Here is a 16,238-nt window from a genome sequence, read left to right as displayed (position 1 = left end):
CCAATAAAGAGAAAAGCCCCAGCGATTAAGCCAGGGCTATCCCAGGCGTGCGGGACCAACCGCAAACCTACTGAGGACTGAACAATAACCACGAGGATTATTATCAGCGTGGTTGAGTGACCAAACCCAACCATGGGAAAGCATACCATGACTATTGAATTCATCAACAAACTCCAATATCGCCATCGTGTTAGCAGCGACAACATCCACCACTACCCCAACCAATCTGGCCTGAAATTCTTCTTCACCTGTGTTTTAGGTGCGTTCATGTTTCTGGCTATCGCTGTCAAAATCTGAGGGCTGGCCAATGACCCAAGCAGTAACAACCAGTAATCTCCCGCCCGCCGTGGTTGGGTTGGATATTGACGAACCCACTTGGAACGCGCTGAAAAACAGTATTTACCCCGGCGCTAAAGACGATTCAGTCATCATGGCGGTGAGTTATTGCCGCGCCCGCCAGTTAGATCCGTTGATGAAGCCGGTGCATTTGGTTCCTATGAGCGTGAAAGATGCGTTAACCGGTAAAAACGAATGGCGCGATGTGGTGATGCCCGGTGTAGGGCTATATCGCATACAAGCTAGTCGCTCCGGTAACTATGCCGGCGCACAAGAGCCAGAGTTTGGCCCGGATATCACACAAAGGCTTAATGGGGTAGAAATCACTTTCCCTCAGTGGTGCAAATACACGCTGAGCAAACTCATGCCTAACGGCACCATCGTGGAATTCAGTGCGAAAGAGTATTGGCTAGAAAACTATGCCACTGCTGGCCGCGATACCCAGGCACCTAATGCCATGTGGAAAAAGCGGCCCTATGGGCAATTAGCCAAGTGCGCCGAAGCGCAGGCACTGCGTAAAGGGTGGCCGGAAATTGGTCAGCAACCAACAGCAGAAGAAATGGAAGGTAAAAGTCTTGATGTGAATGAAGGTAAAGAACACAACCAAGGTAGTCAGCAACCAAGCCAGCCGCAGGCACTGCCAGAATACAGCGCGGAACAATTCCAACGCGCCCTAGCTGACTGGACAACACTAATCAGTAAAGGCAAGAAAACCGCTGCGCAAATCATCAACACCATCGAAAGCAAATACACCCTCACCTCGGCACAAATCAAAACTATCGAACATCTGGAGGCGGAAGATGCAAATCATTAATGCCCAACAAGGCACGCCCGAATGGCACGCCCTACGTAGTCGCCATTTCACCGCCAGTGAAGCGCCAGTGATGATGGCAGCTTCCAGCAAGATGCGCCGCGATGAATTGCTGAACATGAAGGCGACCGGATCAGAACGAGAAGTCAGCGATTGGGTACAAACCAACTTGTTTGATAAAGGTCACGCGCAGGAGGCCACAGCACGGGTCATCGTAGAATCCATGATCGGCAGCGAATTATTCCCGGCAACCGCCATCGATGATGATGGCTATTTATTGGCTTCCTTTGATGGCATGACCATGATGGAAGATATGCTGTTCGAGCACAAAATGTGGAATGCCACACTGGCGCTGGCGGTGAAAAATAAAGACTTACCGCCAGAGTATTACTGGCAGTTGGAACAACAACTTCTCGTGAGTGATGCCGAAAAAGTCATTTTTGTGGTATCAGATGGCACTGAAGATAACTTTGTGTGGATGGAGTATTTACCGGTACCTGGTCGCCGTGAAGCTTTGATGGCGGGTTGGCAGCAATTTGAGCAGGATTTGAACGGTTACACAGCCCCTGAGATAAAAGATATCCCACAAGGCAAAGCCTTAATGCGCCTCCCGGCCCTATTGGTGGAGATCGAGGGCGCGGTAAAAGAGTCAAACCTGACAGTCTACCAGAATCAGGCGCTGGCCTTTATTCAATCTATCAACACTAATCTGGTGACCGATCAGGACTTCGCTGACGCAGAAGAAACCGTTAAGTTCTGTGAAAAAGCAGAGAAAGAGCTGGATCTGATTAAACAGCAGGCACTGTCTAAGACTGAGCAGATTGATCTACTTTTCCGCACCATTGATACCTTGCGCGATGAAATGCGAAACAAACGGCTAGACCTATCAAAACTCGTTAAGTTGCGCAAAGAAGCTATTCGCCTTGAAATACTGAATAAGGTAAAAGCCGCTCTTGCTGAGCACATTGCCGGTATCAATAACCAGTTGGCTATTGTCACCCTGCCCGCTATTCCGGCTGATTTTGCCACTGCTATCAAAGGAAAGAAAACCCTCACCTCTTTGCAGAGTGCTGCCAACGATGAACTGGCCCGCGCCAAGATAGCCGCGAATCAATTAGGTGAGAAATATCAGTCCAACTTAGTGCTATTTGCTGATATTGAACCAGCTTATAAAAATCTGTTCGCTGACATCAACCAGATAATTGCCCTTGAGCACGAACATCTGGCGCTGATGATTGATCAACGCATTACCCGGCAAAAACAGATTGAGGAACAGCAGCGACAACAAGCAGAGCAACAACAAGAAGAATTGAAAAAACGGCAACTGGCCGCCGTAGCGCTCGTAACAGAAACCGCTACCGTAATCACAGCAGTAACTCCCCATCAGCCGTTGCATCCTGCGGGTTCGGTGAGTTTTCCTGACCAACTGGGTAAAACAGCAAATGCGGCAACAATAGACAAGCCAGCTAATTGGATTGCCCAAATTGATGCTGATTTAGTGGCGGCAGGAATTGAGCTTACTACTGAAACAGTTAACCGCCTGTACAACGCGGTAAAAGCTGGCCGGATCCGCTATTTCTCTATCACGCAATAACCTTTCATAACCTGCCCCGGCAGGCATTCCACAGGTAACCCATCATGACCACACAGGCCACAACTGCCAGTGTGCTGGAGTCATCCCTGCACCCTACTCGCTCGCAGCTAGACCTTGCCATTGAGCGGGCTACTGACACCACACAACGTTCAATTGTGAGTACATCTGTTTTACTCAACCAGACACGCCCCCTCTGTATTGAACAACTCAATACTGAGTCTGACGAATACAACCTTTTAATCATGGATAAAGAACTGAACCTGAGCACCGGCAGCCACTTCAAAGAAGATGACTGGGGTGACTATACCGCTTGCATCATCTGGCTAATGCACTGTCGCTCGGAAATCCGTAGTGGTAACCCTTACCAGCCAATGCCAAAGCCGATTTATCCCGAAGGTGAACAATGGCGCGGCTTATCTCAGGGGAATACGGTCAATATCGGCATTCGTAAGCGCTACTCACTGGACGTTTTACTGGCTATCTATCAGTTTCACCGCGCTGGCCACAATGAAAACTTGATTGCCAGTGATACCGCTATTCCAGTGGCCACTATCCGCAAAATGCTGAAACATAAAACCCAGAACCAGCGCAAAGCATGGCAATTAGCCCACCAACTCCGCATCCCTTCCAGAAGAGACATTATCAACCGATTACGTCGGGAGGTTTAGCCGTTGCAATAGAGATGCGCCTTCAACAGTGAGGTCTGACCTATGCCCCATCAAACAATCCGCCGCTTCTCAACAGCGCGAAAACGCGAAAGGAGACAGCTAATGAAAATTGACGTCCGTACATTGGTGTTTCAGGACAACGGAACCAAACGTATCTACACCTTCACGAACGACAGCGTGGCTATTGAATACCTGAGCTTACCAGGCAAATCCCGCTTCAATTTTTTTGATCGCCACGGGAATACCATTTATCTCAACCCACAGCGAATCATCATGAAACGCGGAATTGATCGCCATAAGAAACAAAGGGGAGTGAAACCATGAGCTATTTTCTAAACACTCTATCTGCTGAGCTATTTAACCAAAAATACCCTGTGGGAAGCCACTTTGACTATTTCCCTGTGCGGGGGATCCCTGACAGTGTTGAGGTCGTAACACGCACCAAAGCTTGGGAATCAAGCTATGGCACAGTTGTCGTTAGCGTCAAAAATCGGGCTGGCGGACTCTCCATCAAGCATATGAAGCCTATCACGGCCACACTCACCCCAATGCCGCACCGCGGCAAACCGATCACTCCCATAGATAAACAACCACACGTGAAAAACCAGACTGAGGACTGACTCATGAAAATCTATGTCACGCGATTGGAGCGGCTAAATAATGGAACTAAGTGTGTTTACACGCTCACAGATGGCAGTGTTGTCATTAAGCATACCAACCTGCTCGGTAAGGCCCGTTTCAATTTTTTTGACCGTCGCGGAAGTTATGTTCACAAGAACAAAAAACGTGAAGCCATGAGAAAAGCGGTTGAACATCCTAAGTTCTGGCGATTAAGACGATGACCCCTTTTCTAAATAAGGTAGCCGGTAACACCTTGCCTCCGCCCCACCCCGTAACTTGTCACTGAGGACTGAACCATGACCAATGAAAAAATGGACGGTATGAATCACCAAACAGAGCCTGTCTGCCAACCATCAACTGAATTAACCCTTTCCGCGTTACTCACTGAGCGTTGTATCCAATTTGCCAATGGCCCTCAGGCAGTGACGATCATCAATAACGGCATCGAAAAAATGCTGATTAACATAGTGAATGACACCTTCCACTTAGGCGGTCTTTTCGGCAAGCAACTGGCTGACGTATTTAAGGCCGCCTTACCGACAAATATTTCCAACATTGTCGATTTACAGCACTATAACTCACTGATTATTCAATCCATACGGGATGCCTGGGCAACCTCACGCATCGAGGCCAATATCGTTGAACGTATGACTGATTTAGTGACTGCGTTTATTCAAGATGGGGCCATTCCTAAATTTATCTTGGCTTCAGAACTCTGGGCAGCGTTTATTGAAGAAAATCACGCGCGCGCGATTGAGGAGCGGTGGAAAACCCCGCAGGTTATTGTCAGTGAATTCGAGAACGGTGACTACATCTGGATTGGCTTACAACCTGAACAATCTCGCCAAAGTCTCTATTCCAACGAAATAAAAAGGGGTCCTCACGAATGTGATTCCATGTTGGCATTCTCAGCAAAATATCACCACGGACCTGATGGAAAAATAGTGATGCTGCATGATGGGATGCCTGTTTACGAGCTCTTCGCCGGGCATCTGGAAAATGGAGTACTCGGCAAAGCGGTAATTAATGCCTACAGTCGGTTTGATAAACTGGTTCTGGCACTCTATTACGGTGGAAGCCTACTGTTGTGGGATAAAAACCCAAAAAAGATGAAATACCCAGGTAACGACTAAAAACTGACCGTAGTGTCATTGTGACCTTAGCCAAATATCGTTTCAAACAGCGATTAATCCCCAGTCACTATTCACTCTATTCCTGCCAATAGGCTGGGGATTATTTATTCAATTAAGGAGTCATCCCATGTTTGGATTGTTTCTATACGTCTGTTTTACATTTCAGCCCTGCAAGTATGAACTACAGGGATATATATACTCAGACCAGATTAATTGCCTTGCTGATATTCAGCAGCAAGGCTTGCCGCCTGAATATGTTTGTTTACCCATTGACCCTGAATTAATGGCGAGGCTAAAAAAATGGGCCAAATAATATCGATAATAAAGGCAAGCCCCCGTGAAGCTGAAGTGGAATCTTCTGGGGAACTGTTTCACGCAACTGAATCAGGGCTATTACCCGTGGTACTAGAGAGTTATCTCGAGGCCAAAAATACCATTGCAGATCTGGAAAAAAAACATCAAATACTGGCCGCTGAAAATATTCAGCTACAAGAAAAGGCAGCGCGGGAGTTATCTGGCGCATGGTTAATAAACCGGTTAGTGATTGGGTCTATTGCAGCACTGACACTTATTCAAGCCGGGCGTCTTATTAGTGCCAGAGATTGGCTATTGGACAATATAGAGGGAGTACATATTGATATTCCAAACTATCAATCTGATAGCCAATTAAGTGACTGGGCCAATACTCATCAAACTGGACAGTTAAATCATGCCCAGGCACTGGAAATCATTAAACAGCAAATGCCCGCCACTACTCAGATAATTAACGAGATAATGGCTCAGGGGGTTGATGGTTTGGTCGCGAATATTGAAGATCAGCAAATGCATTACGAAGAGAATGATTAGGAATGGATAAGATTCGCTTCAAATTATGCTATCACATTCGCCGCCAGCCTGAGGGATGAATGATATGACTACCAAGATTGAAAAGTGCCATCGCAAACTTAATGACTCATTTGCCGACAAATTAAACGCAGCGTTCTTGGCTAAATTTTCTCGCGAGCTCACAACATCATTCAATATTTTAAGTATGCGTCTCGTTTCATTTCCAGCGGATGGCATGGATTTCACGCCAGAAGAATTGCTATGGGTTAGCGCATATTCAGACGGATATTCTGCGGCCAAGGATCAAGTTTGGGAGTCATGGTGAATACCCTCGACGAGTTGGATATTAATTATCTCAAAAGCAAAGTGGCTCTCGCTAAGTTGGTCGGTCCCGATGAAGTGACTGTTTCAGTTTCTGATTTGGAAACGCAGATAGCCCAACGGGAAGCAGCACAGAAAGAGATAACAGACTGGCGATCTGTTGCAGAAGCAATGGCGCAAGATGATGCTAATTGGCACAAGCTTGCAGACAGAAACACTGATTTAATGCAGGGCATTAACCCACCCCACCAATCCCCAGAGTAAAGAACTGACACCGTCGCCGGTGTTTTGCTGTGGGCCAAACACAAGGAAATGAGCATGAGCATAATCGGTTGGTATTACTTACACGTAAATGGCGAGCTTATTTATAAACCAGACCCAGACGCTATCGCAGACATTCGAGATTCAGACCTTGCTCTATGTGCATGGGCAATAGACCCACATAACAGAAAAAGTGCATGGGAACTTCTAGTTGAAGCTATGGCTTTAGGTGCTAACCAATCTCGTATAGATGAGTTGGCAGATAAATGGAAATGCAACGATACAGATGCAGACAAATTCGCGGAAGTTGTCGGAGTTGAAATTGCTAAAGACAGAAATTCGTGGTGCGCCCACAGAAAGGATTTCGTAAATCTTCAAGAGTCCCCTGCTGGATTTGGAGATAACAAGTTAAAGGCTATGGCAGATTTAGCGAAAACACTCGGAATTACGAGTGGTCACATTTGGCGCAGCACTTTCTCCGATTTGGCCGCCGTCAGCAGTTAAGCATTCAACTAACAACACCACACCAATAAAACACTCGGTAAAATGGGTTTCAATCCATCAGAAAAAAATAGCATTAGTCACAAGGAGATATGTCCTCCCCTTTAGATTGACCCTTGCTATCATTCCTGATGAGTTATACTGTATATAAATACAGTTATATTGGTGTTTGAAAATGATCTTTTATCAACTATCCGCACTAAGGGAAATCATTACAATCCCACTTTTTACCGAAATGATTTCCGCTGGCTTTCCAAGTCCTGCTGCGGATTATGTCGAGCGACCATTGGATCTGAATGAGCTATGTATAGCCCACCCGGCAGCGACTTACTTTGTGCGAGTGTCGGGTCATTCAATGACGGGCGCAGGGATCTATGATGGCTCTCTGTTGGTCGTCGATCGCAGTATCACGGCACAACATGGCGATATTATTATCGCGGCAATCGGAGGGGAGTTCACCGTAAAAAAACTGTGCTTACATCCTATTGTGCAACTTGAGGCGATGAATCCAGACTATTCCCCTATCATTTTGAATGATGGTGGCAACGACTTGGAAACGTTCGGCGTGGTGAGATATGTCATTAACGAGGCAGCACATGTTTGCCCTCGCTGACGTTAATTCTTTTATGCCTCCTGTGAGTCTGTATTCCGGCCGGACTTGCAGGGGAAACCGATTGTTGTCCTTTCAAACAATGATGGTTGTGTCATAGCCCGCAGCCGTGAAGCCAAATTACTGGGTATTAAGATGGGCGAGCCCTATTTCAGAATGCGCAATCTGATCCAGAAATATGGTGTGGTAACCTTCAGCAGCAACTATGAGCTTTATGCTGATATGTCTAATCGGGTTATGACTGTACTGGAATCTATGTCTCCGGCTACGGAAATATACTCAATTGATGAGGCGTTTCTGAATGTATCTGGGGTCAATAATTGCATGAGTCTGGATCAGTTTGGTCGTGACGTCCGGCAGCAGGTATTACAGTGGACGGGGCTTACCGTTGGTGTTGGCATTGCCCAAACTAAAACGCTGGCTAAGCTGGCTAATCATGCAGCCAAGCAGTGGAGTAAAACTGGCGGTGTGTTGGATTTATCCGATCCTGTCAGGCAGCGGAAACTACTCGCAATAACGCCAGTTCAAGATATCTGGGGTATTGGCCGTCGCATTGGTAAAAAACTGAACCAGCTTGGGATCAACACGGCATTGCAGCTAGCGGACACACATTCGCAGTTTGTACGTAAAAACTTCAATGTGGTGTTAGAGCGAACGGTCAGAGAACTTAATGGTGAGCAATGCCTTGAGTTGGAAGAGTTCGCACCAACTAAACAGCAGATTGTGTGCAGCCGATCCTTTGGTGAGAGGATCACCAGTTATCAGGATATGCGCGAAGCTATCTGTGGGTATGCCGTGCGCGCTGCTGAAAAGCTGCGCGGCGAGCATCAATATTGCAGACATATATCAGCCTTTATCAAAACCAGTCCTTTCGCCCTGAATGAGCCTTACTACGGCAACATTGTGAGTACTAAACTTCACATCCCGACCCAAGACTCGCGTGACATTATTGCAGCAGCATTGGGATGTCTTGATGCGATATGGAAGGATGGCTATCGTTATCAAAAAGGCGGGGTGATGTTGGGTGATTTCTACAGCCAGGGCGTAGCACAATTGGGGCTATTTGATGATAACCAGCCAAAGGCGAATAGTGCCACGCTGATGGCTGTTCTTGACGACATTAATAAATCAGGGAAAGGAAAGGTGTGGTTTGCCGGACAGGGCATTGAGAAGTCCTGGCAGATGAAGCGAGAGATGTTATCGCCTTCCTATACCACCCAATGGTCTGAGTTACCCGTTGTCAGGTGAGTGATGAAAGAGGGCATCTAACGGTTCGATAAGTTCAGGACCATTATTGCGAATGTTGCCTACTTTCTTTGTCACTGGATGCCAGTCGAACTCTTCTGCTGGCGTCAGCGCCGCCAAGGCAATCTCTTTTGCTCTTTCCGGTGAAATCTCCGGACTCATCCATTCACGGGCAGCATCTGGTGGTAAGACAACGGGTCGCCGATCATGAATGTCCAACAACCCCGAATCACTAGCGGCAGTCACTATCACAAAGCCATCATCACCCGGTCGCTCGTTCTCATCGGGATGAAACCGACTTATTGCCGCAAAGTAGATCGGGGTTTGATTTTCATGGTAGATAAACCACGGCTGCTTAATCTTCGGATCCGCCGGCGACTTCTTCCATTCATACCAACCATCAGCCATCACCAACGCGCGACCATGGCACCACAATGGTTTGAACATCCGACTTTCTGCTGCTGTTTCTATTCGTGCGTTGATAACTGGTACGCGGCCCATTTGCCGCCACCACTCAGGACCATACCCCCACATTAGCGAGTCTAGGTGTAGTTCATCTTCACGTTGGCTGAGAAGAAGGACTTGAGCACCTGGAGCAACGTTGTATCTGCCAATAGGAACGGGATCGAGAGCACCGCTGAATTCCAATTCAGATGCAAGAAATTCAAGGTAATCAAAACGGGTCTTGATTTGAGTGAAACGACCACACATGGCATTTACCCTCACATTGTCATGACGTAATTATAGCCGCTTAACAAATATAGCCCCTTGCCACCCAAGACCAAGCAACCATAATAAGGGCGTAGCATTGTCGCGCCCTTTCCTATTGAGGAAAGACCAATGACCAAACTACTGACTCACACTGAATTGAAAGAGATCACTGGTTTTGTTCAACCCAAGAAGCAGTGTGAATGCTTACGTGAAAATGGCATTTTTTTCATCCCGCATATGTGGCGAAGGGAGTAACAGCTGATGAATAATCTCGAAGATGACACTCAGACACTTGTGAAGCACCGAGGCAGAAGATGAAGGTGATTATTACGATCATTGGTATTTGTGGGCCATGATAGGTAAAGCAACTATTACTGATTTCGTGATGGAGATATCTGATGTCTAGCACCGATATGATTGAAGAAAAAGAAGTGATGGCTAAGCTCAGAATCTCTTCTCGCATGACAATCTGGAAGTACACAAAGATTTATAATTTCCCTCTACCAGTAAGGACTCATCCAAAGCAATACTTATTGGCAGAGGTTGAGCGGTGGATTCTCAACGGTGGGGTTAACCAGCGAGCTTCTTGATATGCCAAAATATTTTCTCGGCATAGAGTTCATAAGCAATGCACTGCTCTTCAATCCAGTCATGTTTGTTGTAAACAGCCATGATACCGCCAAGTTCGTGGCCCAGCATTTTCTCAATGACATGCGGGGCCACCCCTTCCTCGGACAATCTAGTAGCAAGGGTTCGCCGGAAATCGTGCGCCGTCCATACCCCAGCATCAACAACCTCTCTGATCCTGCCAATATAACGATTAGCGGCAGCTATTGTCATTGGCGTGTTAAGCTTTTGCCCCGGAAATAGTACACTGCCATAAGTCAGTTTTGCTTTCTCAAAAAGAGGAAGTATCTGGCTGAAAAGCGGTCGGCGAATGACTTTATTTGTTTTGGATTTTTCTGCCGGCACAGTCCAGAGCTTATCCTCTTCGTTAAAGTCACTAAGCTCTGATAACCTTAACTCCCCGTTTCTAGCCCCCCACAACATAAGCATTTGGTGAAGTAATTTGTTAGATGTTGAGGCTCTACTACGCTCAATGGCCAGCCATATGCGAGCCAATTCGTTGTAAGTAAGAACCTTGTCACCCACCGCTGGCTTTTCACCAATATCCCGAGGGCTGATCTTCATAAGGCTGCAGTCATCAATATATTGACGCCTAATGCACCAATTAATTGCTGAGCGAAGCTGTACCAGAAGATGGCGAGCACGCCTCTGATTTATTTTTTCTTCTTCGGTAAATAAATCCATCCAATTACGAACTGTTATTTTATCAACTGACACGCCGGGAAAGGCGCTAGACATGTGTTTTATGACAGTATATTTATAAAGTTGCTGCGTCTTATCTCTCAGGGAAACGTTCACATATGTCTCTTCCCAATATGTGAGGCAGTCTTTGACTGTTGGACTTTTCGTGTTTTTGCTTTGACTAATGAGCAGCCGAGGATCTAATCCTAAAGCTAAATTTTCACGAAAGTCGGCAACTTTGTTTCTAGCATCTTTTAGAGTTATTGCTGGGTAGCGCCCCAAGCCAATGCGGTGTTGCTTCCCTTCCCATCGAAAGCGATACTGAAAAGTGATTACACCCTTTGGTGATACCCTTATTCCTAGCCCGTCCAAATCCGTTACTTCTGGTGCTCCTGAATATGGTTTACCATAGAGAGAGCGTAGTTTCGTATCACTGATAGCCATTTTATTTTTTGTACTCAACATAAATGGTGATTTTGTACTAACTTGGTACTCAATATCACATGGACTATCTTAAACATCAATATACCAGCGCATACATTTAGCTACATAGAAATACATAAAACACACCAACCAATTGAAATTAATGTACAAACTTGGCAAACAAAGAGCATATAAATACAGTGAAAGACAAGCCAATACAAAAGACATTTTACGTTCACGATTATGAAACCTTCGGTCAGCGACCCGCACTGGACAGGCCAGCGCAGTTCGCCGGCGTGCGCACCGATTTAGATTTTAATATTATCGAAGAGCCACTGGTTATTTACTGTGCGCCAGCAGATGACTACCTGCCACAGCCGGAGGCGGTGATGATAACCGGCATCACCCCGCAACACGCCTTAGCTAATGGGGTCAATGAAGCTGAATTTGCCCGCCAGATCCATCAGGCATTCAATGTGCCCGGCACCTGCATTCTGGGTTACAACAACATTCGTTTCGATGATGAAGTCAGCCGTAATATTTTCTACCGCAACTTTTATGACCCTTATGCCTATAGCTGGCAAGGGGGCAATTCCCGCTGGGACTTGCTAGATGTGATGCGCGCTTGTTACGCGCTGCGTCCTGAGGGCATTATCTGGCCGGAAAATGAGGATGGCCTGCCGAGCTTCAAGCTGGAGCATCTGACCAAGGCCAATGGCGTCGAACATTTGCACGCCCATGATGCGATGTCAGATGTGCATGCCACCATCGCCATGGCGAAATTGGTGAAACAGGCGCAACCGCGTCTGTTCGACTACCTGTATCAGCACCGCAATAAGCATAAAATCAATGCATTGATTGATATCGCAGAGATGACACCGCTGGTTCATGTCTCCGGCATGTTCGGTGCCGCACGGGGCAATACCAGTTGGGTTGCGCCACTGGCATGGCATCCCGAGAATAAAAATGCGGTGATTATGTGCGATTTGGCCGGTGATATGTCGCCATTGCTAGAGTTGGATAGTGATACGCTGCGTGAACGCCTGTATACCCGCCGCGATAAACTCAGCGCTCAGGATGCCGCAGTCCCCCTAAAGCTGGTGCATATTAACAAATGCCCGGTACTGGCACCGGCTAAAACGTTGCTGCCAGAAAATGCTGAACGGCTGGGAATAGACCGCCAACGCTGCCTGCAAAACCTGCAACTGCTGCGACAAAACCCGCAAGTTCGTGAAAAAGTGGTCGCGCTATTTGCCGAAGCCGAGCCATTTGCCGTTTCTGATGATGTGGATGCGCAGCTGTATAACGGCTTTTTCAGTGATGCTGATCGCGCCACCATGAAGATTATTTTGCAGACTGAGCCGCAGAATCTACCCGCACTGGATCTGACCTTCCAAGACCCACGGCTGGAACCGCTGCTATTTCGTTTCCGCGCCCGTAACTATCCTAACACCTTGACTGACAGTGAACAGAAACGCTGGCTGGAACATCGCCGTGAAGCACTCAATCCAGAGCTAGTACAAGATTACGTGCTGCAACTGGAGCAATTCTATAATCAGTATGAAGACGATAAAGAGAAGTTGGCACTGCTGAAAGCGCTATTTGACTATGCAAAAGGCTTAGTGAGTTAGCGAGGTTATTGACAAAGTACCCACAGCGGAGAGGACAGGCAGATCGCAAAGACGCCGTAAATCCCTCCCTGGAGGCTCGAGCCGCGCCCTCCCTGGCGCGGACGCTTTACTCTTCTGCCTGCCCTCGCCGTTATTGATCGAGTCATCGGGGTTTGCCAGCAGTCTGAAACGGAGCTATCAGGCTCCGTTTTCGTCAGCAATAACCTAATTTCAAAGCAGATTACTGTGCCAGCTCACCATTGAACTGCGGCAAAGCTTGGCGGAAAGCGCGGGTTTTCCAGATCATATAGAGCAGACCTATGGCACCCCATACCAGCCCCAAGGTCATTGAGCTGCTTTCCAGATTCATCCACAGTACACCCACTGTTCCTGCGCCAATCATCGGCAGGATCAAGTAGCTGAAATGATCCCTGAATGTGCGGTTGCGGCGCTCACGGATGTAGAACTGTGAAATCACTGATAGATTAACGAAGGTAAAGGCCACCAACGCACCGAAGTTAATCAATGCCGTTGCCGTCACCAAATCAAAGGAGATGGCAGACAATGCCACGCCCCCCACCAACAGTACGTTGATGGCAGGAGTGCGCCATTTCGGATGCACGTAACCAAAGACTTTTTCTGGGAATACGCCGTCACGCCCCATCACATACAGCAGACGTGAAACACCTGCGTGGGCGGCCATACCGGATGCCAACACCGTGACACAGGAGAAGCACAGAATCACTGACTGGAAGAACTTGCCGGCCACAAACAGCATGATTTCCGGCTGTGACGCATCAGGATCGGTGAAGCGCGAAATATCCGGGAAATAGAGCTGCAAGAAGTAAGAGACGACAATAAAGATCACGCCGCCAATCAATGCCGTCAGGAAAATCGCTTTCGGGATCACTTTGCCAGCATTCGGTGTCTCTTCAGACAGCGAACTGATGCCGTCGAAGCCAAGGAATGAGAAGCAGAGGATCGTGGCCCCGGTTATCATCGGCACTAAATGGGCATTCTCAGAATAGAACGGACGTGGGCTAACCAGCGTACCCGCCCCCTCACCTTGATAAACGCCATGAATCAGCAGGCCCATAAAGACCACCATGATAGCGACCTGAACCACAACAATAACTGAGTTCAGGTTTGCCACCACATTGATGCCACGCAGGTTAAACAGTGTCATCAGGGTGACCAGTGCGCCAACAAAAATCCACGACGGCACACCAGGGAAAATCGCTTCAAGGTAAATTTTTGCCAACAGAATGTTAATCATCGGCATGAACAGGTAGTCCAGCAGTGATGACCAACCCACCATAAAGCCAACGTTCGGGCTAATGGATTTTTGGGCGTAGGTATAAGCTGAACCCGCAGACGGGAAGCGCTTAACCAGTTTACCGTAACTGATCGCCGTGAAGAGCACCGCGATCAATGCAATGGCGTAAGAGGTCGCGACATGACCATCGGTCAGGCCGGAGACAATGCCAAACGTATCGAAAATGGTCATCGGCTGCAAATAGGCCAGACCCATCATCACCACTTGTACCAACGTCAGTGTTTTTCTGAGTTGAACACGGTTGTTGGTGCCAGTTTGATTGGTGCCGACTTCAACAGTAGCATTATGCGTCATGATTCAGCCTCCCCATACCTTTAACCCGATTTGCAAGTTTAGTGCAAAGGTCAGAGGTGACGGGGAAACTTCGTATCTGCCTGGGATACGTAAGTGGGGAAACCAGAGCGGTGTAACGGGTATTTGTCATACCTGCTGCGCCATAATCGCTGCATGTGCAGCGCATACCGGTGGGCACCGGTGCCAATGAAAATAATTGCCCCATCTTTCTTTCCTCATAACGGCGATTTTCGTATGTGAATAATCGCTCGCGGACCTGTTTATCTATCCGGATCGTTGTCCGGCCTCTTGATTTGTGAAAACATGAATGCAAAAAAATAACCGACGCGTTTAAACGTCGGTTATTGCATGGGCCTATTTTGCCCTAATTCGAGGGCAAAAAACAAGGTGTTAAACCATTAGAAACAATATTCTTCTAGTGGGTTGATCTAGACACCTATTCCCGCGCTGTGCGCGCGTTGAGCCGCAATTTCCACCCGCTCAATCGCTGCCCATAGTTTGTCTGAATTTAGTGCAATCGGCAGGTAGTGGATTGACTCACTCGGCTTGAGAATTCGGCCAATTACGCGCTCAATACCATCGCGGTCATTAATATCAACATCCAGGGCGGCCAGATGCGTTGGCAAACCTAATTGATTAAAGGCTGCTATCAGTGATGTTAATGCCTCATCCTGCTCCAACAGTGCGGTTTGGACCAATATCCCGTAAGCCACTTTGGTGCCATGCAGGAAGTGCTCTGTTTGGGGTAGCAGCGTCAAGCCATTGTGCACCGCATGAGCCGCCGCGACGCGGGTATAGCGCTCACCCAGCCCACCGACCATGCCGCCACCGGCAATAATGGCATCGACGACATCCAAAAAATCTTGCGTCAGTTCACCCTGCTTAACCGCCTGTAGCGCCGACTCACTCTGCTTGAGCAGTACATTGCGGATCTCCAGAGCCGCCTGTAACCCCAAGCGCACCGTCAGAGATAAGGTTTCCGGTTGTGGACTCAATACCACCGCCTCATACCATTTCGCCAGTGTATCGCCGATACCAGCCAGCAGATACGCCACTGGGGCCTGCAAAATGATGCGCGGTTCCACTAACACCAGGTGATTGGCATCGTTGAAAATTTCAAAATTCAGCGCCTGCCCGGCCTCATTATACCAAACCGAAAGCGGCGTCCAGGCCGCGCACGTCGCCGCGATGGTCGGAATGGCAACCAGTGGCACCCCCAATTTGCGCGCCACCACTTTTGCCGTATCCAATACCGCCCCGCCACCAATGCCAATCACCACCTGGCGGTCACTGCCCGCTTTATGCACCAAATCGGCGACAGTAGCTTCACTACAATGGGTTGAGAATGCAGCGCGTATCGCATTTGTCCCGTGGAAGGCCGCCGGCAGATAATCACTGGCGGCCGCCAATGCGCGCTCACCGTAGATCCACAGTGCATGATCCAGTGCCGCCGGAGGATAAAACTCACTCAGCTTGTCGATAGCGCCCGGAAAAGAGAAATAGTTAGCAGGCCCCACCTGCACTCGGATGGCATTGGTGCTCATGGCGCGTTCCTTTTAAATGACAATCTCACAATGTTTTTCTCATCTTAAGGGCTACGCCAGCAATGTTTAATAATTTTTTGATATAC

At 47.9% G+C, this 16,238-nt stretch carries 21 protein-coding genes and 1 pseudogene; 17 read left to right on the top strand and 5 right to left on the bottom strand.

Translation table 11 applies throughout. The features are described 5' to 3' along the window. The first annotated feature begins 147 nt into the window (after window positions 1-147). The 14 genes and pseudogenes from AACW11_RS08165 (at window position 148) to AACW11_RS08100 (ending at window position 8,929) form a co-directional block, all read left to right on the top strand. Entirely contained in the window at window positions 148-297 is a 150-nt protein-coding gene (locus AACW11_RS08165) for a hypothetical protein (protein WP_186370339.1), read from the top strand. 10 nt (window positions 298-307) lie between these two features. Then, the gene (gene bet, locus AACW11_RS08160) at window positions 308-1,150 is read left to right on the top strand and encodes a phage recombination protein Bet (protein WP_212586412.1); all 843 of its coding nucleotides are present in this window, start codon (window positions 308-310) and stop codon (window positions 1,148-1,150) included. Next, entirely contained in the window at window positions 1,137-2,741 is a 1,605-nt protein-coding gene (locus tag AACW11_RS08155; RefSeq protein WP_212586411.1) for a YqaJ viral recombinase family protein, read from the top strand. Before bet ends, AACW11_RS08155 begins: the two co-directional genes overlap by 14 nt. Before the next feature lie 44 nt (window positions 2,742-2,785). After that, on the top strand, window positions 2,786-3,409 hold the full coding sequence (locus AACW11_RS08150; protein ID WP_249192908.1) for a hypothetical protein: 624 nt from the start codon (window positions 2,786-2,788) through the stop codon (window positions 3,407-3,409). A gap of 102 nt (window positions 3,410-3,511) precedes the next feature. Continuing rightward, window positions 3,512-3,733 (top strand): hypothetical protein, encoded by a 222-nt coding sequence (locus AACW11_RS08145; protein ID WP_145500190.1) that lies wholly within the window; start codon window positions 3,512-3,514, stop codon window positions 3,731-3,733. Then, complete coding sequence (locus tag AACW11_RS08140) at window positions 3,730-4,029, top strand: hypothetical protein (protein ID WP_145500188.1); 300 nt, start codon at window positions 3,730-3,732, stop codon at window positions 4,027-4,029. The genes AACW11_RS08145 and AACW11_RS08140 overlap by 4 nt, the downstream gene beginning before the upstream one ends. A 3-nt stretch (window positions 4,030-4,032) precedes the next feature. Continuing rightward, window positions 4,033-4,251, top strand: coding sequence for a hypothetical protein (locus AACW11_RS08135; protein ID WP_145500186.1), 219 nt, complete (start codon window positions 4,033-4,035; stop codon window positions 4,249-4,251). Window positions 4,252-4,326: 75 nt separating this feature from the next. Beyond that, window positions 4,327-5,163 (top strand): hypothetical protein, encoded by an 837-nt coding sequence (locus tag AACW11_RS08130; protein ID WP_212586410.1) that lies wholly within the window; start codon window positions 4,327-4,329, stop codon window positions 5,161-5,163. Between the two features lie 300 nt (window positions 5,164-5,463). Continuing rightward, on the top strand, window positions 5,464-6,009 hold the full coding sequence (locus tag AACW11_RS08125) for a hypothetical protein (protein WP_212586409.1): 546 nt from the start codon (window positions 5,464-5,466) through the stop codon (window positions 6,007-6,009). A gap of 64 nt (window positions 6,010-6,073) precedes the next feature. Further along, window positions 6,074-6,313, top strand: a complete 240-nt coding sequence (locus AACW11_RS08120; RefSeq protein WP_145500176.1) for a hypothetical protein — start codon at window positions 6,074-6,076, stop codon at window positions 6,311-6,313. Continuing rightward, window positions 6,307-6,573, top strand: coding sequence for a hypothetical protein (locus tag AACW11_RS08115; protein WP_212586408.1), 267 nt, complete (start codon window positions 6,307-6,309; stop codon window positions 6,571-6,573). Before AACW11_RS08120 ends, AACW11_RS08115 begins: the two co-directional genes overlap by 7 nt. Before the next feature lie 54 nt (window positions 6,574-6,627). After that, window positions 6,628-7,074, top strand: a complete 447-nt coding sequence (locus tag AACW11_RS08110; protein ID WP_145500172.1) for a hypothetical protein — start codon at window positions 6,628-6,630, stop codon at window positions 7,072-7,074. A gap of 172 nt (window positions 7,075-7,246) precedes the next feature. Further along, window positions 7,247-7,684 (top strand): translesion error-prone DNA polymerase V autoproteolytic subunit, encoded by a 438-nt coding sequence (gene umuD / locus AACW11_RS08105; protein WP_212586407.1) that lies wholly within the window; start codon window positions 7,247-7,249, stop codon window positions 7,682-7,684. Beyond that, window positions 7,668-8,929 (top strand): annotated as a pseudogene (locus tag AACW11_RS08100) (Y-family DNA polymerase). The gene umuD and the pseudogene AACW11_RS08100 overlap by 17 nt, the downstream one beginning before the upstream one ends. Here the strand turns inward: AACW11_RS08100 and AACW11_RS08095 are convergent. Further along, window positions 8,912-9,637 carry an SOS response-associated peptidase family protein gene (locus tag AACW11_RS08095; protein ID WP_212586406.1) on the bottom strand — a complete coding sequence of 242 codons (726 nt, stop codon included), beginning with the start codon at window positions 9,635-9,637 and terminating at the stop codon, window positions 8,912-8,914. The pseudogene AACW11_RS08100 and the gene AACW11_RS08095 overlap by 18 nt on opposite strands. A 129-nt stretch (window positions 9,638-9,766) precedes the next feature. Here AACW11_RS08095 and AACW11_RS08090 point away from each other — a divergent pair, with 129 nt between their 5' ends. Then, on the top strand, window positions 9,767-9,892 hold the full coding sequence (locus tag AACW11_RS08090) for a DUF4224 domain-containing protein (protein ID WP_145500166.1): 126 nt from the start codon (window positions 9,767-9,769) through the stop codon (window positions 9,890-9,892). A 143-nt stretch (window positions 9,893-10,035) separates the two neighbouring features. Continuing rightward, window positions 10,036-10,227: a helix-turn-helix transcriptional regulator gene (locus AACW11_RS08085; RefSeq protein ID WP_050079876.1), complete on the top strand. Its 192-nt coding sequence runs from the start codon at window positions 10,036-10,038 to the stop codon at window positions 10,225-10,227. On the opposite strand, the gene AACW11_RS08080 is transcribed toward AACW11_RS08085, so the two are convergent. Further along, window positions 10,208-11,389 carry a tyrosine-type recombinase/integrase gene (locus tag AACW11_RS08080; RefSeq protein WP_145500202.1) on the bottom strand — a complete coding sequence of 394 codons (1,182 nt, stop codon included), beginning with the start codon at window positions 11,387-11,389 and terminating at the stop codon, window positions 10,208-10,210. The genes AACW11_RS08085 and AACW11_RS08080 overlap by 20 nt on opposite strands. 179 nt (window positions 11,390-11,568) lie before the next feature. Between AACW11_RS08080 and sbcB the strand changes: the two genes are divergently transcribed. Then, a complete protein-coding gene (gene sbcB / locus AACW11_RS08075) occupies window positions 11,569-12,999 on the top strand; it encodes an exodeoxyribonuclease I (RefSeq protein WP_212586405.1) in 1,431 nt (476 codons plus the stop codon). Between the two features lie 220 nt (window positions 13,000-13,219). Here sbcB and AACW11_RS08070 read toward each other — a convergent pair whose 3' ends face one another. The 3 genes from AACW11_RS08070 to AACW11_RS08060 form a co-directional block, all read right to left on the bottom strand. Continuing rightward, on the bottom strand, window positions 13,220-14,608 hold the full coding sequence (locus AACW11_RS08070; RefSeq protein ID WP_004873653.1) for an APC family permease: 1,389 nt from the start codon (window positions 14,606-14,608) through the stop codon (window positions 13,220-13,222). Then, the gene (locus tag AACW11_RS08065) at window positions 14,598-14,813 is read right to left on the bottom strand and encodes a hypothetical protein (RefSeq protein WP_339379048.1); all 216 of its coding nucleotides are present in this window, start codon (window positions 14,811-14,813) and stop codon (window positions 14,598-14,600) included. The genes AACW11_RS08070 and AACW11_RS08065 overlap by 11 nt, the downstream gene beginning before the upstream one ends. Before the next feature lie 223 nt (window positions 14,814-15,036). Continuing rightward, window positions 15,037-16,152 carry an oxidoreductase gene (locus AACW11_RS08060; protein ID WP_212586404.1) on the bottom strand — a complete coding sequence of 372 codons (1,116 nt, stop codon included), beginning with the start codon at window positions 16,150-16,152 and terminating at the stop codon, window positions 15,037-15,039. Window positions 16,153-16,238 lie beyond the last annotated feature (86 nt).

The sequence above is a fragment of the Yersinia sp. Marseille-Q3913 genome (genome assembly GCF_963892745.1).
GTDB lineage: Bacteria > Pseudomonadota > Gammaproteobacteria > Enterobacterales > Enterobacteriaceae > Yersinia > Yersinia bercovieri.
Note: the sequence above shows the minus strand (reverse complement) of the source record. Positions and strands in the feature narration are given on the sequence as shown.